The organism is Bacillus sp. SD075 (genome assembly GCF_017355165.1).
Taxonomy (GTDB): Bacteria; Bacillota; Bacilli; order Bacillales; family DSM-1321; genus Peribacillus.
On the sequence record NZ_JADILK010000003.1, the window covers coordinates 18,055 to 43,413 of the forward strand.

Below are 25,359 nucleotides of genomic sequence, written 5' to 3' on the forward strand. Positions count from 1 at the left end.
TTTTGGGATATGTGTCACGAATGGGCACTGTATAAGGATTTCCGCATATTAAAAAGCCCTTCTGAAATCAGAAGGGCTTTTTAATATTCATGAACAGCTTCCGCCGCCTGCTTGTACCTGTGAACCTGTTTCACCGCGAAGGACGTCTCCCTCGGTCGATTCAATAATCAGGTCCGTCACCTTATTCGATACCTGTGATGAGACCATTTGTAAAAGATCATTTACATCCACTTGGGATTGTTTGAATTCTTGCACGATCGGAAGTTCATCCAATTGTTTTTCCAGTGAATCAATTTTGGCCTGAACTTGGCTGTATGCTTTCTCTTTGCCGTAATGCTGGAAGTTTACAGCCTGTTTTTGCAAGCTCTTGATGCTGGCGATCATTTCACGGATCTTTTGGTTTTCATTGATGTGAGCTTCTGCCCGCTTAAAGAAATCTACTTCTTCCGTGCTGGCGATCATTTCAGCAAGCTCAGCCGCTTTGTTCAGAATGTCATCTTTAGTATATTTAGTCATATTATTCCACCTCAATCGCCGTTGCTTCTTCAACCATATCCCCATTTAATGACCATGTTTTCGTTCCGGTGATTTTCACTTTTACGATTTGGCCAATAGCGGATTTTGGGCCTATGAAGTTCACGAGCTTATTTTTCGTTGTATAACCTGCTAATACTTCCGCATTCTTCTTGCTTTCGCCTTCAACGAGCACTTCAACGATCTGTCCATCATACTCCTTCATTTTCAATGCGCACGTTTCATTGACAAGGGCATTCAAGCGTTGCAGACGTTCCTTTTTCACTTCCATCGGTACATTATCCTGCATTTTCGCAGCAGGTGTTCCCTCACGTGGGGAATAGATGTAAGTATATGCTGCATCGAAACCAACTTCGCGGTATAAAGACATCGTTTCTTCAAAGTGCTCTTCCGTTTCATTCGGATAACCTACAATGATGTCAGTGGTTAGCGATGCACTTGGGATAGCTTCCTTGATCTTTTTTACCAGCTCTAAATATTGTTCGCGTGTATATTTACGGGCCATGATTTTAAGTGTGTCCGTACTTCCCGATTGAACTGGAAGATGGATATGGTCAACGAGATTTCCGCCTTTAGCCAGTACTTCAATCAAGTGATCATCAAAATCACGGGGATGGCTTGTCGTAAATCGAATACGCGGAATGTCGATTTTGCGGATTTCATCCATCAAATCGCCGAAACGATATTCTATATCCGTAAAATCTTTGCCGTAAGCATTCACATTCTGTCCAAGCAAGGTAATTTCCTTGTAACCCTGTGCCGCTAAATGACGGACTTCTTGGATGATATCTTCAGGCCTGCGGCTTCTTTCTTTCCCTCTTGTGTAAGGTACGATGCAGTATGTACAAAACTTATCGCATCCATACATGATATTGACCCATGCCTTCGTTTTTCCTTTACGCACTTTCGGAAGGTTCTCGATTACATCACCTTCTTTAGACCAAACCTCAATGACCATTTCCTTGGAAAGATAAGCTTCATTAAGAATTTGAGGCAACCGGTGGATATTATGCGTTCCAAAAATCATATCTACAAAATGGTGCTTCTCTAGAATCCGCTTTACAACTGATTCCTCTTGTGACATACAACCGCAAACCCCAAGCAATAGATCCGGCTTTTCCAATTTCAATGATTTTAAATGTCCCAATTCACCGAACACTTTATTCTCTGCGTTTTCCCGAATCGCACAAGTGTTAAGTAAAATGACGTTAGCATCATCCACCGTGTCTGTCGGCCGATAACCAAGTGCCATAAAGATGCCCGCCATGACTTCCGTATCATGTTCATTCATTTGACAGCCGTAAGTACGAATGTAAAACTTTTTACCTTCTCCCATTCCACGGAAACCTTCAGGAATTGCAAAGTCATCATGATATTCTACTTCTTCTTTCCCTCGCTTTTTCGCATCTTTTAAGGAAGGCGGAATATAAACGGCTTGAAAATACTTACTGAAGTCCTTCTCGGATTTTTTGTCCGCTGGATTCTCAGCCTGTACTTGTTGTGATTCTAATCGTTGTTTCTCGTTCATAGTTATTCTCCTTTCAAAATAGTTAGTTTATTTCTTTCACCAACTATTTCAAGACCTATCTTCAAATGGATTTATACGGATTCCTTTTTAAGAATTACCAGTAAATATTTGCTATTAAGTGTGATATATCCACATTATCATAGTATAAAGCTTTTAACAGCAAGAAACAATCATTCTGTCGTGGCTTCCTCAATTGTAAGAAATTTTTCACAAATACAGAAAATAAGTACATGATAAGCAGAGGCTACGACGAAATTAGCCTCTCCTTATCATATTTGGATGATGCCTTCCCCTTTCCAGGTTTTTCGAAATGCAGACAAAGCAATTCCACCTTTTCAGATGTTACGGTATAAGGAGAACCTTACCACACTGACCTTTAATCATCAGTTCAAATCCCTTTTCAAAATCGCTAAGTGAAAACCGGTGGGTAATCATTGGTTTTACATCAACCTTGCCACTGTCAAGCAGACTTGAAACCTGTTGCCAGGTCGAAAACATCTTCCTACCAGTTATCCCTTGGACAGTAAGGCCCTTGAATACAATATCCTCTGTTATATTAAGCGTGACGGGCTTAGAAGGCAGGCTTAGAATTGATATTCTTCCACCATTCGTCGCCATCTTAAACCCTTGTTGGATAGCTGCAGGATTACCGCTCATTTCGCAAACAACATCCATTCCATCCGCATTTGTGAGGCTCTTCGTGATTTCCAATGGATTCTGTTTAATTGAATGAATGAGGTCTGTAGCACCCATCTTTTTGGCAAGCTGAAGTCGGTAATCATTAATATCAAGAGCGATTACTTTATCAGCACCCGCGGCCTTTGCTACAGCAATCGCCATAAGCCCAATTGGACCACAACCGATTATCGCCACCTTTTTCCCCACTACCTCCCCAGCTAATACTGAATGGACTGCATTACCCATCGGTTCTTGAATGGTAGCTATATCGAGTGGCATATCACTTGGATTTTTCCATAAATTTTTGGCTGGCAGAGCTATATACTCTGCAAAGCACCCTTGTTTATCCACACCGATAATGTTTGTTTTTTTACAAATATGGAATTGCCCGTTTAAGCACTGCCTGCATGTACCGCAAACTATATGTGTTTCTGCAGATACGCAATCACCCACCGAAACATTGCTTACACTTGCTCCTATCTCGATTACTTCCCCAGCAAATTCATGACCAAATACGTATGGTGGATTCACTCTTACCTGTGACCATTCATCCCAGGTGAAAATATGAATATCCGTTCCGCAGATCGAGGTCATTTTCACTCGAATCAAGACCTCGTCATCACGAATTTCAGGTATATCGACAACTTGTAATTGTGCCCCATAACCTCGGTGGTGTTTGACGACTGCTTTCATTTTACCTTTCAACATGTACATTCCCCCTGAAATAGGGCTGTTCTTTTTTGTCTACCTTAATATGTAAAGATATGAAAAATGAATCACAAAAATACCATAATCGCTTTTGTACGGCCTTTTCACATGATGATTTTTAGGGAATTCGTACATTTTTGTTAAATAGGGCATGTTTCTATAACATCTTGTCCGCTCTCGAATAAGATATCTTGTAAAACAAAATTATGAAGGAGTGACTTATATGTCATGTGGATGCAATAATCATGATCGGGATCGGGATCGGGACCGCGATCGGAACAGAGATAACGACAGAATCGCAGACGATTTTTGTCGTGCTGTGAAAGGCTGTAATAGGCGCGACCGCGATCGGGATCGGGACCGCGACCGGGATCGGGACCACGACCGCGATCGGGACCGCCATCACAATTGTGGTTGCAGAAGAAGGAATCGTTGCAATTTCTTCTCATTCGGCTGTGGATGCAATAACGGTTTTTGGTAAGCTAATTTAGAGAGTATAGTAATTCTCTCTACTTGAGCTTTCCTATTAATTACAAAAAAGGTTCACCCCGTCTTAAGGGGTGAACCTTTTAATTTTTTACATAAATTCAGCAACAAGCTTATCAAAGTGCGCTTGATCCAGTGTCAAATCTGATTTATTTAACGCTTTTTCAGCATACCCTGGCACTAATTCCTGGTATGAAGGGCGTGAAGAGTCTTGATAAATAATTCCTGTCACAAGGCTGTCATGTTGCATCAAAGTCTGCATGGCCTGTTCTTTATTTGATGAATCATAGCCTTCAATCGTGTTCAATTTAGTTAAGTTTTGTTTAAACCAATCATACGTATTGATCTTATTGTATGTTACGCAAGGAGAGAAAACATTGATAAAGGAGAACCCTTTATGGTTTATCCCTGCTTCAATGATCGCCGTCAGGTCTTTCAAGTCAGTGGAAAAGCTTTGGGCAACAAACGTAGCGCCAGCTGACAATGCTAATTCCATAGGTGATACAGCCTGTTCTATTGAACCCTCTGGAGTGGATTTCGTTTTAAATCCAGCAGCAGATCTAGGAGAAGTCTGGCCTTTTGTCAATCCATAAATTTGGTTATCCATTACAATGTACGTAATGTCGATATTACGGCGGATTGCATGGATAGTGTGTCCCATCCCGATTGCAAAACCATCTCCGTCACCGCCTGAAGCTATAACGGTCAATTCACGGTTGGCCATTTTAACTCCTTGGGCAATCGGCAGTGAGCGGCCATGGATGCCGTGGAAACCATATGACTTGATGTAACCGGATATACGCCCTGAACAGCCAATACCGGAAACAACAGCCAAATTCTCCGGCTCCAATCCTACATTGGCTGCCGCACGCTGCATCGCAGCCTGAACGGAGAAATCTCCGCAGCCAGGACACCAGTTAGGTTTTACATCATTCCGAAACTCTTTAAACGTTGCCATATTCGAACATCTCCTTGCATTGTGTGTGAATTTCATGCGGGAGGAATGGGTTGCCATCATATTTTAGGATGCTTTTAATTTTATTAACATGTCCGACATTCATCTTGATAATATTAGCCAATTGTCCAGTCGCATTATTTTCAATAACTACTACTTTCTTAGCACTTTGCACCAATGATAGGACTTCATCAGCTGGGAAAGGATGAATCAAACGGATTTGCGCATGATTCACTTTCATTCCATCCGTTTCTAACCGGCCGATTGCCTCATCAATCGTCCCGCGTGTTGAGTTAAAGCCAAGAATTAATAAATCCGCTTCTTCATGCGGAGTGTTTTTGTATACTGGTGTTTGGAATGTATTAGTTAAATTATTCAGCTTACGCATCCGTTTATCCATCTGCAATTTACGATTCAAAGCCGTCTCAGAAGGTCTGCCCGTTTCATCATGTTCTACACCTGTAACATGGTGAATTCCATTTTTCATACCAGGCACTACTCGTGGTGAGACTCCGTCTTCCGTTACTTCATAACGCTTGAAGTAAGATTTGTTTTCAGCCTCTTCAATTTCAAAGTCAACCAATTTCCCGCGTCTTATCTCCACTTTGCCGTAATCAAGCGGCTGAACCGTTTGTTTACCTAATGATAGCTGTAAGTCGGATAAAACGATAACAGGACATTGATATTCCTCTGCAAGGTTGAATGCTTCTGCTGTATCATAAAAAGCTTCCTCAACAGTACTCGGAGCCATGACGATTTTAGGTATTTCACCATGTGTACCATAAATCATGGCCATTAAATCGGATTGCTCCTGTTTGGTAGGAAGTCCCGTAGATGGACCGCCACGTTGAGTATCGACGATGACAATAGGCGTTTCGGTAATGCCCGCTAAACCAATCGCTTCCATTTTCAAGGAAAGTCCAGGTCCAGCTGAAGCTGTTATGGCACGTACACCGCCATAGTTTGCACCGATTGCCATTGTAGCCGCCGCGATTTCATCTTCAGTCTGTATGACCGTCCCACCAAATTGAGGAAGTTTTTTAATTAGGTATTCCATAATTTCCGAGGCCGGAGTAATCGGGTAAGCTGCCATGAAGCGGCAACCGCCTGCAACTGCTCCCAAAGCGATGGCATCGTTACCGATCATGAACATTCGTTTTTGGCCGTCTGCCTTTTCCAGCTCCATTGCACCCAGTTTTTCTCCAAGCATCACTTCCATTGCCTTATAGCCAGCAGTAATGGCATCCATATTTTTCTTAACGATTTCTTCACCTTTACGGCCAAATATTTCATCAACCACATCATTGAATACGGAAATTTCCATTCCTAGAACAGCACATGTCGCACCGATGGCGACCATATTTTTCATTAATGATGTTCCTAATTCGGCTGCTATTTCCGTAAATGGAACAATATATAATTCCGCCTTTGTATCTTCCGGGCAGACAGGTTTGAATTTTGCATCTGCGATTATGATGCCGCCTTCATGTAATTCTTTATAATTGACGTCAATTGTTTCTTGGTCAAAAGCAACTAAGATGTCTAAATCATCAGAGATAGCACGAGTTTCTGTAGTACTTACACGAATTTTGTTATTCGTGTGTCCACCCTTGATTCGGGATGAGAAATGACGGTAGCCATACAAGTAATAACCTAAGCGATTGAGGGCAATACAGAATATCTCTCCTGTACTTTCAATACCTTCACCTTGTTGTCCGCCAACTTTCCATGAAAGTTGATTGATCATGTCTTACACTCCTTTAGGACGTTCGTATATAAATGCATTTAACCGCACCTCTCTTGAGAACATTAAACTATGTATAATTAATGGTTCTAATTTAGGAAAGGTGTACTAAACGCTTTCAATTCTATCGGTTAAATCATTAAATTGCAACCTTTTTGCTTTTATTTTTTATATTTTCAGAATATTTATTCATATCTATATAGTAAGAATTAAAAATCACTTAAGATATTTCCTTTTCAATCGGAAAATTACGAGTGAAATTATCAAAAAGGAGACCTTTTACAAACTCATTTGAATACAGCTTGTTCAGTTCATTGATTAAATTATGATAATCCTTAAATGACATTAAATTTTTTACCATATGATCGATTCCATCGAAGTCAGACCCTAATCCAATTTGTCTTTCCCCACCCAAACTGCATATATGCTCTATATGTTTCAAGATATCCTTTATCGTAGCCGAATCACCATTTGCTAGAAATTGAGGGACAAAGGTTACGCCGATTACCCCATTCTTCTGCAAAAGGGCTTTTATCTGGGTGTCTTTTAAATTTCGCGGATTCGGACAAAGATGATAAGCATTCGAATGAGAGGCAATTGGGAATTTCGCCAACTTTATGGTGTCCCAAAATCCAGCTTCGGACAAATGGGATAAATCACACCAAATCGACTTCTCATTCAATAACGTAACCACCTCGGCTCCAAATTCTGTCAATCCACCCCCTCTTGTTTCTAATGCCCCATCCGCTACAAAGTTAGCGTAATTCCAAGTTAGACCTACGGAGGACACTCCAAGCTGAATAAGGGTTTTCAATTTCAACAAATCATTGCCAATGCAATCGCACCCCTCTAAAGTTAGCATTGCACCGATTTCCTTTTCTTTTAAAGATTCGATGTCTGCCTTGGTCTTTATAAATTTCATTTCCGGCTCTGATAAAATCTTTTCATGAAAAATATCCACCATCGCCAAAGCAGCTTGAAATCTCATATCAGGGTGGACTTTTTCAGGAATATATATTGCAAAACATTGGACTTTTCCCCCTTCTCCCAATAACCCCCGCTTTGTTATATGTAATTTGTCACTATTCGTAAAAGAAATATCCGGATCGATGAACATCTTCATCAGCACATCACAATGTGCATCAAAAATCTTCAAAGTAATCCCCCTTCCTGTACCTTTTTTGTGATTATATTCCTTAATATCGGGACTCGGGTCTTTCGTCATTTGGATTTCACGACAAAAAAGAGCCTGCTCGCCATCCGACAAACAGGACACCCAAACATGGAATTATCTTGGTTCAATGATTAGTTTTATTGCCGTTCTCTCTTCGCCATCAATAAGTATATCTGTAAAGGCAGGAATACAAATCAAGTCAACTCCACTAGGTGCGACAAACCCTCTTGCGATTGCTACTGCCTTGACGGCTTGATTTAACGCACCTGCACCGATTGCTTGAATTTCGGCTGCCCCTCTTTCCCTGAGCACTCCCGCTAGTGCGCCTGCTACAGAATTAGGATTAGATTTTGCTGAAACTTTTAATATTTCCATTCCTAGTCCTCCTTGTTTTCCCTGCCGATTCTAACTTGGCTCAATAGTTATAACACTTTCCACTGCTACTATATTCATCAAGTAAAACTTGTATGACAAAGAAAACCGGGATTGTACACCATTTATTCATGAAAGGGAAAACGAATGGCCAGTTTGACTGTCCATCCGTTCGACTCAATGATAAAAGGGATGATCTTCGTTAATCAGTATTCTTTCAATTTTTTTTGCCTTGCCCGTTTTATCATCAATTTCAAGGAGAACCCCACTTAATAGGGTTCGTCCCTCTTTTGGCACTTCGAAACGAACAGGAAGGCTTGTTAGGAACCGATGGATAACTGCCTCTCTCTCCATACCAAGAATGCCATCATACGGTCCTGTCATGCCTACATCTGATATGTAAGCGGTGCCTGCAGGTAATATACGGTTATCGGCTGTCTGGACGTGTGTGTGTGTACCGACAACAGCTGTAACCTTCCCATCCAGGAACCACCCCATGGCTTGCTTTTCACTTGTAGCTTCTCCATGAAAATCGACAAAGATGATTGGTGTCTTTTTTTGAGCCTCCGCTACGAGTTCTTCCGCCTTTTTGAACGGACAATCCAAATCCGGCATGAACGTTCTCGCTTGCAAATTGATGACCGCTATTTCATACTGGTTAAATTTCAAAAATTTCATTCCTTCTCCAGGTGCCCCGTCTGGAAAGTTTGCCGGACGGACGAGATATTTCGCTTCTTCAATAAAATTGAAAATATCACGATTATCCCATGTATGGTTTCCCATTGTCACCGCCTGCGCTCCCCACTCTAAAAAACTGCGGTAAATCTTTTCTGTGATTCCCCGGCCACTTGCTGCATTCTCGCCGTTGATGACCGTGATATGCGGATGATACTTTTCTTTTAGCTTAGGAAGGTATTCTTGGATCATGTCACGACCAAGAGACCCCACTACATCTCCAATAAATAGCAATTTCATTGTAAAACCCTTTCTAGATTCACCTAATTATATGAATTATTCAAGTATGTATTGTAACATAATTTGGGGTAATTATATGAATTACCCTTAACGTTCAATATCGGAAAAGGAAAAGACGAAGTGGTATGCACCACTTCGTCTTTCATCAACAATTATTTGGCGTATTCGACTGCTCTTGTTTCACGGATGACCGTGACTTTTATATGACCTGGGTAATCGAGCTCTTCTTCAATCCTTTTCCGGATATCACGTGCGAGTCGATGGGCCGAAAGATCATCGATTTGTTCTGGTTTCACTAGAATCCGCACTTCTCGTCCGGCTTGAATCGCAAAGGATTTTTCCACTCCATCATAGGATTCGGAAATTTCCTCAAGTTTTTCAAGTCTTCTAATGTAATTTTCAAGCGTTTCACTTCTAGCTCCCGGTCTTGCAGCTGATAATGCATCAGCAGCAGCCACAAGCACTGAAATGATGGAAGTTGGTTCCGTATCGCCATGATGTGAAGCGATGCTGTTAATGACAGTTGGATGCTCTTTATATTTGGTTGCTAATTCAACGCCAATTTCAACGTGACTGCCTTCCACTTCATGATCAATCGCTTTCCCAATATCATGCAATAAACCTGCACGGCGGGCAAGAACTTCATCCTCACCAAGCTCAGCGGCCAATAAACCTGAAAGCTGGGCCACTTCAATTGAATGTTTAAGTACGTTTTGCCCATAACTGGTACGGAACTTCAAACGTCCTAGTATTTTGATGAGATCTGGATGGAGACCGTGAACTCCAACTTCAAAAGTTGTTTGTTCACCAATTTCACGAATATGTTCATCTACCTCACGTCTTGCTTTGTCTACCATTTCTTCAATGCGGGCCGGATGGATCCGTCCGTCCTGAACAAGTTTCTCAAGAGCCAAGCGTGCCGTTTCCCGTCTAATTGGATCGAATCCAGATAAAATGACAGCTTCAGGAGTATCATCAATAATAAGGTCAATACCTGTTAGCGTTTCTAACGTCCGGATATTTCGTCCTTCACGTCCGATTATCCGTCCTTTCATTTCATCGTTTGGAAGATTTACTACAGAAACGGTGGTTTCTGCAACATGATCAGCCGCACAACGCTGAATGGCAAGTGAAAGGACTTCTTTCGCTTTTTTATCAGCTTCTTCTTTGGCACGGGTATCACTTTCTTTAATCATAAGCGCTACATCATGAGCCAGCTCGTTTTCCATTCGGTCTATAATGATTGCTTTAGCTTCTTCACGAGTCAAACCGGAAACACGTTCAAGCTCTGTTTGCTGCTTACGAACCGTCTCGTCCACTTTGCTTTCCATCTCTTCAATATGCTGTTGTCTTTGGTTTAGAGAATCTTCTTTTTTCTCCAAAAGGCTTTCACGTTTATCTAACGTTTCATCCTTGCGGTCCAGATTCTCTTCTCTTTGCAATAACCGATTTTCTTGTTTTTGTAATTCGTTCCTTCTTTCACGGGCTTCCCGATCAGAATCGGCACGAACTTTATGAATTTCATCTTTTGCTTCCAACAAGGCTTCTTTCTTAAGTGCTTCCGCTTCACGTTTTGCATCCTCAAGGATGTGTTCCGCAGAGCCCTTTGCCCCTGCTATTTTACTCTCAAATTTTGATTTGTGAATAAAATAACCAACAACTGCACCGACGATTAGGCCAAGCAAAGTGAAGATGATTGTCATGGGTTCCATCGTTTCACCTCCCCTTGCTATGAACTTTTTACATAAAATGTTGAACTGTCGGCAAGTACATTGCACATAAATTCAATATACAGCACTTAATTTTCAAAATTTTAGTTTGAAAAATTGTAAAATATACATATTAATTGTATAGTTGAGAATTTTTATTGTCAAGCGTTTGTCCCTTATGTATCAATGATTATTCAAGTTTTCTTAATATCAACCATCATAATGTACATCATTCATTATGGAAGAAGTCTGTAAATCTGATTTCAATGCCATTTAATCCTCTGAAAATTTGGCCCTTTTCTGAAATTATAAAAAAAAGGCCTAAGCGAACAAGCTTAGGCCTTTTCCATATACATTAATCAAGCAATTCAAAATGCTCTTCTGGTTCATTTTCTTCAGGTGGTAATTCATGCTCTCCATCGAGATTATAGTGGTCTCTGATTTTCTGAGAAATTTCCTGAGCGATATCCTGATTTTCTTTCAAGAACAGCTTCGCATTTTCACGGCCTTGTCCGACACGCTCTTCATTGTATGAATACCACGAGCCGCTTTTAAGGACGATATCAAGATCTGCACCCATATCGATGATTTCACCTTCCTGGGAAATCCCTTGACCATACATGATGTCAACTTCCGCTTGACGGAATGGTGGAGCGACCTTGTTTTTTACAACTTTGATTTTGGTTTTATTACCGACAATTTCATTTCCTTGTTTTAGTTGTTCCGCACGGCGCACTTCCAGACGAACAGTTGAATAGAACTTCAATGCCCGGCCTCCCGGAGTCGTTTCAGGATTCCCAAACATAACACCGATTTTTTCACGGACTTGGTTAATGAAAATGGCAATTGTATTTGATTTATTAATGGCACCAGATAGTTTTCTTAGTGCCTGAGACATCATCCGGGCTTGAAGACCCATATGGGAATCTCCCATTTCGCCTTCGATCTCAGCTTTAGGAACAAGCGCTGCCACCGAGTCAATGACAATGATATCCACCGCTCCACTTCGAACTAAAGCTTCAGCGATCTCTAAGGCTTGTTCACCCGTATCTGGCTGTGAAAGCAGTAACTCATCGATATTCACACCAAGTTTTTCTGAATATGCTGGATCTAAGGCATGCTCGGCATCAATGAATGCAGCCGTGCCACCAGTCTTTTGTACTTCTGCGATAGCATGTAATGCAACAGTCGTTTTACCAGAGCTTTCGGGTCCATATATCTCAATGACCCGGCCTCTTGGATATCCGCCCACTCCCAATGCTACGTCCAATGCTAAAGAACCGCTTGAAATCGTTGAAATCCTACGATCAGACTGTTCTCCCAGTTTCATAATGGAACCTTTACCAAATTGTTTTTCAATTTGTTTTAACGCCATATCTAAAGCCGCTTGACGATCACTCACTCAATTTCCTCCTCTATATTCAAATAACCGGCTGTCCGATTAAAGGTGTACTTACGTTAGCAATTATTTGAGATCAAGGTTTGTATCCTGTCTCAAAACCTATCTTTACTATATACTCTTTTTACTATTTTGCCAAGCAAAAAGTCGAACATTCATTCGTTTTTTCTTTCGGGATATCCTTTGTGAAAAAACGTTTTATCTTAAGGTAATCTCCATTTCCTTTCACTTACTCCCTTTAAAAAAACATTTTCATTGAATTAACTTTTTTCTTTTTTCCCTATTTCTCAAAAAACAAACTTCTCAAGCTAAATAAAAGCAGAGCTGTAAAAAAGCTCTGCTTTTAGCGCTTATAAATCCCTTAACAGGTAATGACAGCCGTATTTCACACTTCGAATACGGTTTTGCGCCCTGCTTCCGGAAAGATTCAGCTCCTTGAAATGAGTGTTCCCATCACGATAGGAAATGCCGATAAATACTGTACCTACAGGCTTGCCTTCTTGTTCATCAGGCCCTGCAACACCCGTAAAGCTTATGCCTACATCCGCATCGAGCTTGCTCCGGACATTAGAGGCCATTTCCATTGCACACTCACCGCTGACCACCCCATGCTTAGATATCGTATCATCAGTGACGCCAAGGACATTCGCCTTCGCATCATTCGTATAGCAGACCATTCCGCCTTTGAATACTTTACCGGCACCCGGGATGGTTGTCAGCTGTTCTTGGAACATCCCTCCGGTCAAGCTTTCAGCTGCCGCGATTGAAAGCTTGCGGACCGTTAATTCTTTTACAAGTTCCTTTATTAGCGAAGTATTATCACTTCCGTAATGGAACTTACCGACCCTGCTGAGAATTTCTTTTTCCGCTTCTAAAATAAGCTCTTCGCATTTTTCTTTAGAAGAGTCTTTAGCGGTGATCCTTAAGGTCACTTCCCCTTCAGCTGCCAGCGGAGCAATTGTCGGATTCGTTTGATTGACAAGGAGATCTTCAATCACCGTTTCCAGTTCGGCTTCACCTATACCGTAGAACCGAAGAACCTTGGAATCGATCCGTTCATGCTTTTCCAATTTATTCATGATCTTTTCATAGCCATAACTTAAAAACATTGGCTCCATTTCACTTGGTGGACCAGGTAGGAGCATATAGGTAATTCCAGATTTGGACAAGACCATTCCAGGTGCCATGCCATGATCGTTCGCCAGCACTTCACTGCCTTCTAAGACAAGGGCCTGCTTTTTGTTGTTTTCCGTCATAGGTCGTTCCCGTTTTTGGAAGTAAGCCTCAATGGATTGCAAAGCTTCATCATTGAAAACGAGCTTTTTCCCTATATGGCGAGCAATCGTTTCTTTCGTTAAATCATCTTTGGTAGGACCAAGTCCACCGGTAAAGACAATCAAGTTCGCCCTCGATTCAGCGATTTCTATAGCTTGTTGTAAACGGCGGTCATTATCCCCGACCACCGTATGGTAAAAAACGTTGATCCCCATTTCCGCAAACTGCTGCGATAAGAACCTTCCATTAGTGTTATTGATTTGTCCTAAAAGAAGCTCTGAGCCCACTGCAATGATTTCCGCATCCATCTTTTCAAAACCACCATTCGTTTTACTTTGAATTAACAAATACTTCCTTGTTTTTTATAAAATAATCCAAACCTGACCAGATTGTAAAGATTAATGCAATCCATAATGCGATATTGGCAAATGGAAGTGAAATGAGGGCAAAAGGAAGGTTATGCAGCAATAATGCCGAAATAGAAACAATTTGTGCCCATGTTTTAATTTTACCAAGCTGGTTCGCTGCAACCACTTCCCCTGTACCCGCTAACACCAGACGCAATCCGGTGACTGCAAACTCTCGACTTATGATTACGATGGCAATCCAAGATTGACCGTACATTAAATCTAGATCAACCAAAACGATTAGGGCAGCCGAAACCAGAAGTTTATCAGCCAATGGATCTAAAAATTTCCCTAAATCAGTAATCATATTATATTTTCTGGCAAAATGGCCATCGATCCAATCCGTAGTGGAAGCTATAATAAAGAGGATGGCTCCAGCTAAGTGAGCCACTGGCAAACTGTATTCTCCCCAAGTCAACGTCCCCCATGAAAAAGGAACGAGCATGATGATTAAAAATACGGGTATTAAACAGATTCTTGCTACTGTAATCTTATTAGGCAGATTCAAAACTTTTACCTCCAAAATTTACGCCTGCCATTTGGGCAATGCGTCTTAAATCTAAAACAATGCTTATATGTATAATTTAACTCAAAATCCAATCTTATATGCCGGGTAAACCATTTCCCGACGCTTTACTATTATATAGAGCAAAAATAGTCATCTATAAGATGACTATTCGGCTTTCGTAAATTGTATCGTAACCAATTGCGTATTCACTTCAGTCGGTGAAATGGAATACTCCAGCTTCTCATCATTCACATAAATCTCAGTTTCATATGCTCTGCCTATATTGATGACAGCTTCTTTTTCATTGGTGAAATCAATTACCTGGCTTTTGTCCTTGTCGATAGTGCCCTGGAAAAGCAATTTACCTTCACCATTTTTTATGCCGACCCATGGTGAGCCCTTGGAGGTCACCTTTAATTTAAAGGTATCGATATTTTTTAATTCATACGTACTATTTTTACCGCTGGTACTGGTAACGGCAAGTTCTTGCTCTTTCTTTTCATCTTTGACATCATCTTCATTCTTCTCATCAGATGAGTCTGATTTTTTTTCATTCTGTTTTTGGTCTGCATTATCTTCTTCTTTGTTAAACTCTTCACTTTTATTGTAACCCACGGAATCGCTCTGTTTTGCGTCCTTTTTGTCATCGTTATCCGGATTACTCATATAGTTCAATACCAGTACCCAAATCAATACGGCCGCACCAATGACTAAAACGGCAGCCAAGATCTTCGGTAACATTTCTACAACTTTTGAATCTCCTGCCGGTATGGTTTTTCGGGATTGGACCCTTGAAAGCTGCTCTGGCAATTCCTCGCTATAGACCGATGGTATTTCACTCTTATATTGTTCGAAAATCTCTTCTGAATCCAGTCCGACCGCTTCACAATATTGCTTTATGAATGCACGTACATAGAACTTTCCAGGCATCATACTGTAATTTCCCTCTTCAATGCCAATGAGGTAACGCTTTTGAATCTTTGTTAATTCCTGCAAACCTTCTAAGCTAAGACCTTTGGCTTCCCTAGCTTCCTTTAATCGAATACCTAACTCAGTCAAATAAAACACCTGCCATTTTAAAAGTCAAAGGAACCAAAATCCGACCCTGAAAACTGGTCTTTTTGGTCGACAACTTCATATGTTATTTCTTCTTCAGGATTGTTTCGCAATTCAATAATATAATCAAAGTCTTCGAGGGTATACTCCGTATTTTGGACAAAAACATCCGGATGTTCGATTACTTTGACAGCATCAAGCCTCATTATTTCACGGATCAACTGCCAGTGACGCTCATTTGCACGGCGAGTGGAAACAATTCCATCTAAAATGAACAAATTATCATTATTATATTCATCCTCAATAAGCTGACTGCGGATAGTCTGCTTTAAAAGGGTCGATGACACAAACAACCATCTCTTATTAGCACATACACTCGAGGCTACGATAGATTCAGTTTTCCCGACACGAGGCATCCCTCGTATCCCAATTAATTTATGACCTTCCTGTTTAAATAGCTCGGCCAGGAAATCGACAAGCAAGCCTAGTTCATCACGAACAAACCTAAAGGTGTTTTTCTCATCGGCATCGCGCTGAATATAACGTCCATGTCTGACTGCGAGGCGGTCACGCAATTTAGGTTCCCTAAGTTTAATGACCTTAATCGTATCCATCGTACGGAGGATTGACTCGAATCTTTCTATATTACGGCTGTCTTTCGCCAACAAAAGTAAACCACGCCTGCCTTCATCGACCCCGTTAATGGTGATGATATTAATGGAAAGCATACCCAGAAGGGATGAAATATCCCCTAATAAACCAGGACGGTTGACTTGAATTTCATATTCAAAATACCATTCTTTATTCTCCACGATAACACTCCTTAAGCCTAAAAGCTTTTACCCTACTCAAGGGCAAAAAACTTATCCATCGTAAATTTCAAGGTCTGAACACTTTTATATTAATTGTCTAGCTTCTATAATATAGCATTTCGCGAGAAGTTAAAAGGAAAAACCCTAGAAAAATATTCATTTTTATATAAGATGATAAATAGTCATCCACTTCAATCCAAAAGGCCCTGTTAATTAATAACAGGGCCTTTTGGATTGATATTTTACTTCGTTCCATTGTTCTCGACTAACTTGACCATGACATTTGCCATGGCATGTTTTTCTTCATCGCTTGCGACCGACCAAAGATCGGAAAGCACTTTCTCTTGATCATTCTGGGGCTCAACCTGTTTAGCCAGGTAATCACCGATTTCGAAAGCCAAGTTGTTAACAGCACTTTCTGACAAACCTTGTTGTTCACCTTGATTTAATCTGTCGCCTAAGAAATTTTTCCATTGATCCCAATTGTCCAGTACAGACATGAATGGTCACCCTTTCCTTCAAAATAGTACATAGATATTTTGTGAAGGAACCGAGAAAATTATACCTATCTAAAAAAAATCAAGTGTACCATCCGCCATTTACTCCTAAGATTTGCCCGGTTATATAAGACGACTTGTCGGAAAGCAAATAATATACGGCTTCGGCGACTTCTTTGGAATGCCCCATCCTGCCCATCGGGATATCGCCTTTGATGATCTCCAGATCTTCTGCACTGAATGATTCGAGCATGGAAGTGGAAATCGCACCGGGGGCAACGGCATTCACCCGGATTCCATTAAGCGATACTTCTTTGCTAAGCGCCTTGATAAAAGCATTTTGACTGCCCTTGACCATAGAATATAATACTTCACAAGATGCACCTGTCTGCCCCCAAATCGATGTGACCGCAACGATGGCAGCCTGTTCTTGGTACATAAGCTTTGGAAGCAGTTCCTTTGTTAATTGGAAAGGGCTCGTTACATGCAGCTGGACCATTTCATTAACGATTGTCTCATCCATGTCCGATATAAGCCCATAATAGCTATTGCCACTATTAAGGACGATTGCATGGAGGGCAAAAATACTTTCAGCCAATTTCTTGTAGCCGTTCGATGCGGCCAAATCCGCTTGAACCGGAATAAGTTCGACTTGATGAGGCTTCAGTTCTTCAATCAGTTCAAGTATCGCTTCTTCATTGCTGTTATAATGTAAATAAAGTGAATAATTCTCCTCGGCGAGCTTTATAGCGATTTCCCTGCCGATTCCTCCACTGGCTCCAGTAATAAGGGCAAAACGTTTCCCCACATTCCCGCCCCCTTTATATTATTTAGGAAGTACCTGGCAGACAGTCATCCGTTGACCGGATATTAAGTCCTTGGCGACCTCCCTGATATCTTCGATCGTTAGTTTTTCCAATACCGATACAACATCGAACAAGTTCATGTCATTGAATGCATATCTGGTGAATTGATTCGCTATATATTCCGGCGAATTCAGGGAACGAAGGAAAGAACCGATTTTTTTCTTGATCGTCCTTTGCAAGCTTTCTTCATTCAGGCCGGTTCCGGCTTTTGATTTTTGCAGGATACCAAATAAAGACTCCGTCAACTCATCAGGTTTGGCACTGTCCCCTCCAATTAACGCAAACCCAAAACCTTGTTCCTGTGTATAATCATAAGAGAAGCTTTGATCGATCAACCCTTCCTCATATAGCTCCTCATGTAAAGGTGAACTCTTGCCAAACAGCATTTCCAAATAAATATTGGTCGCCAATTCCCTTTTCAAAAGCTGTAAACCGGATTGGTGCACATTTATGGCCTTGATGCCAAGCATCACTTTTGGTGTCTGGACATTCATCCTTAAGACTTCCTTATCCTTGGCAACGTTTTCCGGCTCTTCGTCAAATTTACGTTCCACTTCAGGTTGTTCGTTATACCCTTTATTATTTTGATTATCCCGAATCAGTTTCATGGTACTTTCGACATCTACCGGTCCTACAACGAATAAGAGCATGTTGCTAGGATGATAAAACGTATTATAACATTCATAAAGCATATCCTTCGTAATATCTGCAATGGACTCCACAGTACCGGCAATATCGATTTTCACTGGATGCTGATGATACATATTGGCTATCGTCCCGAAATATAATCGCCAGTCTGAATTATCATCATACATATTGATTTCCTGCCCAATGATCCCTTTTTCCTTTTCTACTGTCTTTTCCGAAAAGTAAGGATCCTGGACAAAGTCAATTAAGGTAGTTAGGTTCTTATCGAAATCGGATGTGCTGGAAAATAAATAAGCTGTACGGGTGAAAGAAGTAAAGGCATTTGCAGATGCTCCCTGCTTTGAAAATTGCTGAAAAACATCACCATCTTCCTTTTCAAATAGTTTATGTTCAAGAAAATGGGCAATCCCATCGGGTACTTTAGAGAATTCCGTTTCATCCAATGGTTTGAAATGGTTGTCGATTGAACCATAATTCGTCGTGAAAGTAGCAAATGATTTATTGAACCCACTTTTCGGAAGAATATATACTTCGAGACCATTATCCATTTTTTCATGGAAAAGTTCTTCTTTCAATTGAGTGAATGCTATTTTTTCCATTATCCTTGCACCTCCGCTTCCGTTAGGAAATAAATCGTATCAAGCTGAATCTTTTGACCAACTGCAATGATTTCTTCCTTTGTCGTCCGCTCTGTTTTTGCAAACCAATCGTCGAGTGATATATCTTTCCCGGAAACCACATTATGATATAAAATTTCCACAAGTCCTCTCGAAACGTCAATGGTTTCAAGGAGTTGATTCTTAACGACCGCTTTTGTCTGTGCCAGTTCTTCTTCCGAAAAGTTCCCTTGCTTCATTTCCTTCATTTGTGCATGAATGATATCCAATGCCTGCTTGTAGTTGGCATTTTCAATGCCCGCCATGACCATTAAAAGTCCTTTATGACTTTCGAGCCTTGAAGCTGCATAATAAGCAAGACTGGCTTTCTCCCGGACATTAATGAAAAGTTTCGAATGTGAAAAGCCACCAAAAATCCCATTGAATAGCTGAAGAGCATAATAATCAGGATCACCGTATGCAACTTGGGTTCGATAACCGATATTCAATTTCCCTTGTTTCACATCCGAATTCTCAATGATTTCTTTTTCCTTCTCCATTACCTTGCCTGTCTTCCTTGGAAGTATCACAGGCACTCGGTCTTGCAACGACATATACCTGTCAGCTAGAACCTCCACTTCCGATTCATCGATGTCACCGATTACATATAAATCGATTTCATCCTCCGTCAGCATTTTTTTATAATAGGCGAAAAGAGACTCTGGAGTTATCGTTTCCAAGTCTTGAAGATTACCGCTCGCTTCTAAACCATATGGTTCGTTTTTACACATTTCCTCTACAAGGCGTGTAGCTGAATATCGCATTTTGTCATCGGAAATGGATTGAATCCGCTGTTTTAAAGAACGGATTTCATTGGAAACCGTTTTAGAGTCAAAGGCTTCGCCGTTCTTCTTCGGATTAAAGATCACCTCTGATAATAGCCCAAAAGCCTTTTCGAGAAGCGGGGTTGAATCACTAAGGAATTTTTCATTTACGATATCGATCGTGAAACTTATGATTTGATATTCTCCTTTTTTAGCTACATCGACATAAAACCCTGCTCCATATAAATCATCAAGATAAGATCGAAGCTCGGGTGTTGTAGGGTATTTACTTGTATTGCTTTGTAACACATATGGCAGCAATGCACGATATGTAACGTCATCTTTAGTCAACGGGGCTTTCATCTTCAGCACGATAGTATTCGTTTTATATTTATCCGTCCGGACCACATGAAGCTTGTAGCCGCTTTTTTCCGTAATTGTATCGGAAGCAATTGACATGAATAATCCTCCTCATTATATAAATCACCTTTATTAGCTTATTGTTTGTAGATTGGAAGCCTTTTAAACATCTACTTAAAATATACATGTGAAAGGAAAAATCATGCAAGTTACAGCTACTTTTTTTGGTTTTTCACCAACTCATCATCACATACTGCTCCATCTCAAAAAAAAACCGGCCAGCGCAATTGCTGTCCGGTTGAATACTTATCTTTTCCCTTTGATATATGGCTGTCCGGATGCTTTTGGAGCATCTGCACGTCCAATGAAACCTGTCAGGGCAATGATCGTCAGAACATAAGGGGCGATCAAAAGGTAAACCGATGGAATATCCTTGAAGAAGGGAAGGCTCGAGCCAACGATACTTAAACTTTGAGCCAAACCAAAGAATAACGCAGCTCCCATTGCCCCGATCGGGTGCCACTTCCCAAAAATCATGGCGGCAATGGCCATGAAACCTTGACCATTGATTGTCGCATGATTGAATTCGTTCGAAAAGATGGTAGCATAAATCGCTCCGCCGATACCTCCAAAAGCGCCAGATAATAAAACGGCGGCATAGCGGATTTTCGTAACATTGACACCCATCGTGTCAGCAGCCATGGGATGCTCTCCCACTGCCCGGATCCTTAACCCGAATGGTGTTTTATAAAGTACATACCAAACGACAAAAGATATTAGAATTGCTATATATACGATATAATAACCATTCGCAAAAAAGATGGGTCCTATAAATGGAATATCACTTAGAAACGGAACATCAATCCTTGGGAATGTTTCTGTGATTCTATCAGTTTGGCCTTTGTCAAAAATCAGCTTCACCAAAAACATGGTCAGACCTACTGCCAACAAGTTGATGGCTACCCCGCTTACCGTTTGGTCCGCCCTGAACGTAATGCATGCCACGGCATGCAAAATGGAAAACAGCAAGCCGGCAATCATTGCCGCTAAGACTGCGAGCCAAGGAGTCCATTCCCCAAATACATCAGAAAACATTAAGTTAAAAACAATCCCTGTAAAGGCACCAATGACCATCAATCCTTCTAAACCGATGTTTATGACACCTGCCCGTTCAGAAAACACTCCTCCGAGTGAAGTAAAAATAAGTGGAGCAGCTAGAGCAATCATAGATGGAATAATAATTTGTAATACTTGGTAAAAATCCACTTATTTCACCCCTTTCTTAAATCGAGCGGCAATCCAACGAATAAAATAACTGGATGCGACGAAGAAAATGATCAATGCTATGACAATATCTACAATTTCACTAGGTATTCCGGTTTCTAGCGGCATATTTAAGGCCCCGGCTTTCAGCCCCCCAAATAATAAGGCTGCCAGCACAACACCAATAGCCGTATTCGCTCCTAGTAAGGCTACTGCAATCCCATCAAAGCCCATACCTGTGAACCCGCCTTTGACTGCGGCATAACCGAAAGTTCCTAGGCCTTCCATCGCGCCTGCAAGCCCTGCAAACGCACCTGAAATAACCATGGAAAGGATGATGTTCTTATTTACACTCATCCCTGCATATTCGGACGCGTGCTGATTGAAACCTACCGCTTTCAGTTCAAAGCCAGTTTTTGTCCTTTCAAGAAGGAACCACATGATGATAACGCAAATAATCGCTACCACTATCCCCCAATGCATCCGGGAAAAATCCGTAATGCTTTCAAAAAAAGGAGACCTCAGTGATGCTGTATCAGCAATTCTTTCTGTTTTATCCAGCTTGTCAGTCAGTACATTCCGAATTAAATAATTCGTCACATATAAAGCTGTATAATTCAACATGATCGAAACGATTACTTCATGTACACGGAACTTTGCTTTTAAATAACCAGGGATAAATGCCCACAAGGCGCCAGCAGCTGCACCAGCTAAGATGGCAAACGGCAAATGGATGATCCTTGGAAGATCAAAAGCGATTCCGACCCAAACCGCCGCCAGCCAGCCGACAATTAATTGCCCTTCTACACCGATATTGAATAGGCCCGTACGAAAAGTAAAAGCCACTGCCAGACCAGCAAGGATATAAGGGATGATTGTCCTGACAGATTCCCCTACATAATAAGAATCGCCAATAATTCCATTTATCATGGAGCCATAGCCGGCAACTGGGTCATAGCCGCTTACTAACATGATTATGGCCCCAACGACCAAGCCTAGGATAACTGCTATTAACGGACTCGTTAATTTAGATAAATACTTAGACATTTTGTTTTCCACCTGCTTCCGTCCGTTTACTGCCGGCCATAAGAAGGCCAAGCTCCTGTTCAGTCGTTTCTTTCGGATCGACAATTGCGACGATTTCTCCTTCGTATATAACGGCGATTCTATCGCTCACATTCATGATTTCTTCCAATTCAAATGATAGGAGGAGTACCGCTTTTCCTGCATCACGTTGTTCAATTAGACGTTTATGGATAAATTCGATCGCTCCTACATCAAGCCCGCGTGTTGGCTGTGCGGCAATCAATAAATCCGGGTTCCTATCAACTTCCCGACCGATGATCGCTTTTTGCTGATTCCCGCCAGAAAGCGCCCTCGCCGGGGTATATTCACTCGGAGTTCGAACATCGTAACTTTTGATCAATGAACGGGCTTTTTCAAATATTTTCTTTGAGTTCAAGATACCTGCTTTTGAAAATGGCTTTTGATAGTAGGTTTGCAAGACAATATTTTCCCCAATGCTGTAATCGAGAACCAAACCATGCTTATGCCTGTCTTCTGGAATATGGCCGACACCTGCTTCAGTGATTTTACGCGGCTTAAGATTCCTGATTTCTTTTCCATTTAGCCTTATCGAACCTGCTGTTGTCTTCCTAAGGCCGGCCAATGCTTCAATTAATTCGGATTGTCCATTTCCATCTACACCAGCGATTCCGACAATTTCTCCTGCCCGGACAGTTAAATCTAAGTTCCGAACAGCTGAAACGCCCCGGGAATCCTTGACTTCCAGTTCCCGAACCTCGAGAACTACATCAGAAGGAGTAGCTGACGTTTTTTCCGTCTTAAATAGAACTTCCCTACCGACCATTAAGCTGGCCAATTCGCTAGGATTCGTTTCGTTGACATTCACTGTACCAATTCCTTGCCCTTTCCGTATAACCGTTACCCTGTCACAAACCTCCATGATTTCCTTAAGTTTGTGTGTAATTAAAATGATAGATTTCCCCTCATTGATAAGGGCTTTCATAATATAAATCAATTCCTTGATTTCTTGAGGAGTCAATACAGCGGTCGGTTCATCAAAAATCAATAGCTCCGCACCACGGTAAAGTGTTTTAAGAATCTCGACACGCTGCTGCATCCCTATTGAAATATCGGCAATTTTTGCATAGGGGTCAACTCGAAGCTGATATTGTTCTGATAGTTTCCTAACTTCCTCGCTCGCTTCTTTTAAATCGATCTTACCCGCTTTTGATGGTTCTTTTCCTAAAATGATATTTTCTGTTACTGTAAAAGGGTCAACGAGCATAAAATGCTGATGGACCATGCCAATCCCTAAATCATTGGCAATGTTAGGACTGGTAATCTTGACTGGCTTGCCATTCACACGGATTTCTCCCTGCTCAGGCTGATATAAGCCGAATAAAACATTCATCAAAGTGGATTTACCCGCGCCATTTTCACCTAATAATGCGTGAATCTCCCCTTTTTTAACCTGAAGGGTAACGTTATCATTTGCGACGATGCCGGGGAATTCCTTACGGATATTAAGCATCTCAATTACATATTCCACGTATTATCAACTCCTAAAATGAGTATACATATTCTTAAATCATTTAATTGCTTCTACATAGCTTATTGATTTTTTTAAAAAACCAAATGAAAAACTACGATTCTATCATAGTTTTTCATTCGATATTTTTCAGTTGCTAAAGAGGCAATGGGAAAAGAAAGAATAGAGGGCACTTCTGCCTCCCTATTCTTTCTGGTATTACAGCTTATAAATCAAGTTTTTCAAATTCTTCATCCGTACCCGGAACCACGAATTCACCCGATTTAATTTTTTCTGTCCACTCTTCGACAGCTTTTAAAGATTCTTCTGTTACGTTTTCTTTTGTATCGGAAATTCCTACACCATTTTCTTCGATACCGTACTCAATTACTTTTCCGCCTGGGAAGTTCCCTTCTTTCGCTTTCTCGGAAAGGTCTTTAACTGCTACGTCCACACGTTTTAGCATGGAAGTCAGTGTGATGTTGTCGTCAGTTCCAGGAACAGCCCCTAATTTAGCTTGGTCGCTATCTACACCGATAACATAGATTTCTCTCTTTGGATCTTTTTGCTTTTGCTCGACAGCTTCAGTGAATACACCTTTTCCAGTTCCGCCAGCAGCATGATAAATAATATCGATACCTGAAGAGTACATGGAGCCTGCAGTGGATTTTCCGATATCAGCTTTATTGAAATCTCCAGCATATTTGACTTCAACTTTCGCATCCGGATTTACAGATAAAACCCCAGCCTTAAAGCCAACTTCGAATTTCTTGATTAATTCAGATTCAACTCCGCCGATAAAACCGACCTTGTTTGTTTTCGTTTGCAGCCCGGCAATTACACCAACAAGGAATGAACCTTGCTGCTCTTTAAAATTAATGCTGGCTACATTCTTTTTATCAACAACTGTATCCACGATAGCAAAGTTTGAATCCGGACGTTGGTCAGCCACTTCACCAACAGCTTCGGCTAAAAGAAAACCGATACCATAGATTAGTTGGTAATCTTCACGTACAAGCGTATTCAGGTTTTTAGCGTAATCGGCATCAGATTTAGATTGCAGGTAGTTATATCCGTCTTTACCTTTTTCCAGATCGTTATCCTTACCGAATTCCTGAATGCCCTTCCAAGCGGATTGGTTGAACGATTCGTCATCCACGCCTCCAGTATCAGTTACCATTGCAACCGTGAAGTTACCTTTTTTGTCTTTCCCATTTGAAGATTCTTTATCATCATTCTCTGAATTACCACATGCACCTAGTAGCGTACCGGCTGCAAGAACAAGTGAAAGAGCTAGACCTAATTTGCGCTTTTTCAATTTTTATCCCCCTAATATACATAGTTTTTAGAGCAGGAATGTTCTGAAAAGTCATTTATGTTTGCGTTTTCACTTCTCGTTAATTTTTTTTGCATACGTTTGATCGACTTTTA

General features: G+C 41.1%; 22 protein-coding genes. All 22 read right to left on the bottom strand.

Annotation, left to right across the window (positions count from 1 at the left end; translation table 11 throughout):
- Positions 1 to 87: 87 nt before the first annotated feature.
- Positions 88 to 516: a YlbF/YmcA family competence regulator gene (locus IOC57_RS03370; RefSeq protein ID WP_207437419.1), complete on the bottom strand. Its 429-nt coding sequence runs from the start codon at positions 514 to 516 to the stop codon at positions 88 to 90.
- Position 517: 1 nt separating this feature from the next.
- Entirely contained in the window at positions 518 to 2,062 is a 1,545-nt protein-coding gene (miaB, locus tag IOC57_RS03375; RefSeq protein WP_207437420.1) for a tRNA (N6-isopentenyl adenosine(37)-C2)-methylthiotransferase MiaB, read from the bottom strand.
- Between the two features lie 342 nt (positions 2,063 to 2,404).
- Positions 2,405 to 3,445 carry an L-threonine 3-dehydrogenase gene (gene tdh / locus IOC57_RS03380; protein WP_207437583.1) on the bottom strand — a complete coding sequence of 347 codons (1,041 nt, stop codon included), beginning with the start codon at positions 3,443 to 3,445 and terminating at the stop codon, positions 2,405 to 2,407.
- A gap of 580 nt (positions 3,446 to 4,025) precedes the next feature.
- Positions 4,026 to 4,892, bottom strand: a complete 867-nt coding sequence (locus IOC57_RS03385; RefSeq protein ID WP_057278380.1) for a 2-oxoacid:ferredoxin oxidoreductase subunit beta — start codon at positions 4,890 to 4,892, stop codon at positions 4,026 to 4,028.
- Positions 4,879 to 6,636, bottom strand: a complete 1,758-nt coding sequence (locus tag IOC57_RS03390; RefSeq protein WP_063231804.1) for a 2-oxoacid:acceptor oxidoreductase subunit alpha — start codon at positions 6,634 to 6,636, stop codon at positions 4,879 to 4,881. The genes IOC57_RS03385 and IOC57_RS03390 overlap by 14 nt, the downstream gene beginning before the upstream one ends.
- Before the next feature lie 217 nt (positions 6,637 to 6,853).
- Positions 6,854 to 7,789 (bottom strand): dipeptidase, encoded by a 936-nt coding sequence (locus IOC57_RS03395; RefSeq protein WP_286184496.1) that lies wholly within the window; start codon positions 7,787 to 7,789, stop codon positions 6,854 to 6,856.
- 132 nt (positions 7,790 to 7,921) lie between these two features.
- Positions 7,922 to 8,182 (bottom strand): stage V sporulation protein SpoVS, encoded by a 261-nt coding sequence (spoVS, locus tag IOC57_RS03400; RefSeq protein ID WP_029281188.1) that lies wholly within the window; start codon positions 8,180 to 8,182, stop codon positions 7,922 to 7,924.
- Between the two features lie 174 nt (positions 8,183 to 8,356).
- Positions 8,357 to 9,154: a TIGR00282 family metallophosphoesterase gene (locus tag IOC57_RS03405; protein ID WP_207437421.1), complete on the bottom strand. Its 798-nt coding sequence runs from the start codon at positions 9,152 to 9,154 to the stop codon at positions 8,357 to 8,359.
- A 152-nt stretch (positions 9,155 to 9,306) separates the two neighbouring features.
- Entirely contained in the window at positions 9,307 to 10,866 is a 1,560-nt protein-coding gene (gene rny, locus IOC57_RS03410) for a ribonuclease Y (RefSeq protein ID WP_063231807.1), read from the bottom strand.
- Between the two features lie 352 nt (positions 10,867 to 11,218).
- Positions 11,219 to 12,265, bottom strand: coding sequence for a recombinase RecA (gene recA / locus IOC57_RS03415; protein ID WP_207437422.1), 1,047 nt, complete (start codon positions 12,263 to 12,265; stop codon positions 11,219 to 11,221).
- A 347-nt stretch (positions 12,266 to 12,612) separates the two neighbouring features.
- Positions 12,613 to 13,845 (bottom strand): competence/damage-inducible protein A, encoded by a 1,233-nt coding sequence (locus IOC57_RS03420; protein ID WP_207437585.1) that lies wholly within the window; start codon positions 13,843 to 13,845, stop codon positions 12,613 to 12,615.
- A 22-nt stretch (positions 13,846 to 13,867) separates the two neighbouring features.
- Positions 13,868 to 14,452, bottom strand: coding sequence for a CDP-diacylglycerol--glycerol-3-phosphate 3-phosphatidyltransferase (gene pgsA, locus IOC57_RS03425; protein WP_034313524.1), 585 nt, complete (start codon positions 14,450 to 14,452; stop codon positions 13,868 to 13,870).
- Between the two features lie 165 nt (positions 14,453 to 14,617).
- Entirely contained in the window at positions 14,618 to 15,520 is a 903-nt protein-coding gene (locus IOC57_RS03430; RefSeq protein WP_309487659.1) for a helix-turn-helix domain-containing protein, read from the bottom strand.
- Between the two features lie 8 nt (positions 15,521 to 15,528).
- Positions 15,529 to 16,320, bottom strand: a complete 792-nt coding sequence (locus tag IOC57_RS03435) for a DUF3388 domain-containing protein (RefSeq protein ID WP_063231810.1) — start codon at positions 16,318 to 16,320, stop codon at positions 15,529 to 15,531.
- A 242-nt stretch (positions 16,321 to 16,562) separates the two neighbouring features.
- Positions 16,563 to 16,820 (bottom strand): DUF3243 domain-containing protein, encoded by a 258-nt coding sequence (locus tag IOC57_RS03440; protein WP_207437424.1) that lies wholly within the window; start codon positions 16,818 to 16,820, stop codon positions 16,563 to 16,565.
- A gap of 79 nt (positions 16,821 to 16,899) precedes the next feature.
- The gene (gene ymfI / locus IOC57_RS03445; RefSeq protein ID WP_207437425.1) at positions 16,900 to 17,625 is read right to left on the bottom strand and encodes an elongation factor P 5-aminopentanone reductase; all 726 of its coding nucleotides are present in this window, start codon (positions 17,623 to 17,625) and stop codon (positions 16,900 to 16,902) included.
- 18 nt (positions 17,626 to 17,643) lie between these two features.
- Positions 17,644 to 18,930: an EF-P 5-aminopentanol modification-associated protein YfmH gene (gene yfmH, locus IOC57_RS03450; protein WP_207437426.1), complete on the bottom strand. Its 1,287-nt coding sequence runs from the start codon at positions 18,928 to 18,930 to the stop codon at positions 17,644 to 17,646.
- Positions 18,930 to 20,210 carry an EF-P 5-aminopentanol modification-associated protein YfmF gene (gene yfmF / locus IOC57_RS03455; RefSeq protein WP_207437427.1) on the bottom strand — a complete coding sequence of 427 codons (1,281 nt, stop codon included), beginning with the start codon at positions 20,208 to 20,210 and terminating at the stop codon, positions 18,930 to 18,932. The genes yfmH and yfmF overlap by 1 nt, the downstream gene beginning before the upstream one ends.
- A 207-nt stretch (positions 20,211 to 20,417) precedes the next feature.
- Positions 20,418 to 21,377 (bottom strand): ABC transporter permease, encoded by a 960-nt coding sequence (locus IOC57_RS03460; RefSeq protein ID WP_207437428.1) that lies wholly within the window; start codon positions 21,375 to 21,377, stop codon positions 20,418 to 20,420.
- Positions 21,378 to 22,421: an ABC transporter permease gene (locus IOC57_RS03465; RefSeq protein ID WP_207437429.1), complete on the bottom strand. Its 1,044-nt coding sequence runs from the start codon at positions 22,419 to 22,421 to the stop codon at positions 21,378 to 21,380.
- Complete coding sequence (locus tag IOC57_RS03470) at positions 22,414 to 23,949, bottom strand: ABC transporter ATP-binding protein (protein WP_207437430.1); 1,536 nt, start codon at positions 23,947 to 23,949, stop codon at positions 22,414 to 22,416. The genes IOC57_RS03465 and IOC57_RS03470 overlap by 8 nt, the downstream gene beginning before the upstream one ends.
- 205 nt (positions 23,950 to 24,154) lie before the next feature.
- Positions 24,155 to 25,246: a BMP family lipoprotein gene (locus IOC57_RS03475; RefSeq protein WP_207437431.1), complete on the bottom strand. Its 1,092-nt coding sequence runs from the start codon at positions 25,244 to 25,246 to the stop codon at positions 24,155 to 24,157.
- Positions 25,247 to 25,359: the final 113 nt, after the last annotated feature.